Origin of the sequence: Halomonas sp. 3D7M, assembly GCF_014897885.1 — a bacterium.
Taxonomy (GTDB): Bacteria; Pseudomonadota; Gammaproteobacteria; order Pseudomonadales; family Halomonadaceae; genus Vreelandella.
Genome location: NZ_JABUZF010000226.1, coordinates 16,699 through 16,963 on the forward strand (window position 1 = coordinate 16,699; position 265 = coordinate 16,963).

Here is a 265-nt window from a genome sequence, read left to right on the forward strand (position 1 = left end):
GTCCCCCCGCGACTCCAGGGCAATCAGACAAGCTGCCGTTACACATTCCCGTACGTATGGGGCTAGTGGGCACCAAGTCGGGGCAGGACCTGACATTAACACTGTCAGGTGAGAAGCTAGGTAACGACGCTGTTATTCATCTCACTGAAGATGAGCAGACGTTTGTCTTTACTGATGTTGCTGAAGCGCCTGTTCCTTCACTGCTGCGCGATTTTTCTGCACCCGTAAAGCTACACTTTCCCTATTCGCGTGAAGACCTTGCGTT

1 protein-coding gene is annotated in these 265 nt (G+C 52.5%); it reads left to right on the forward strand.

The genetic code is table 11. The features are described from left to right. Positions 1 to 265: DUF3458 domain-containing protein (locus INT22_RS20975; RefSeq protein WP_226912694.1), on the forward strand; the 265-nt coding region annotated here is incomplete at both ends.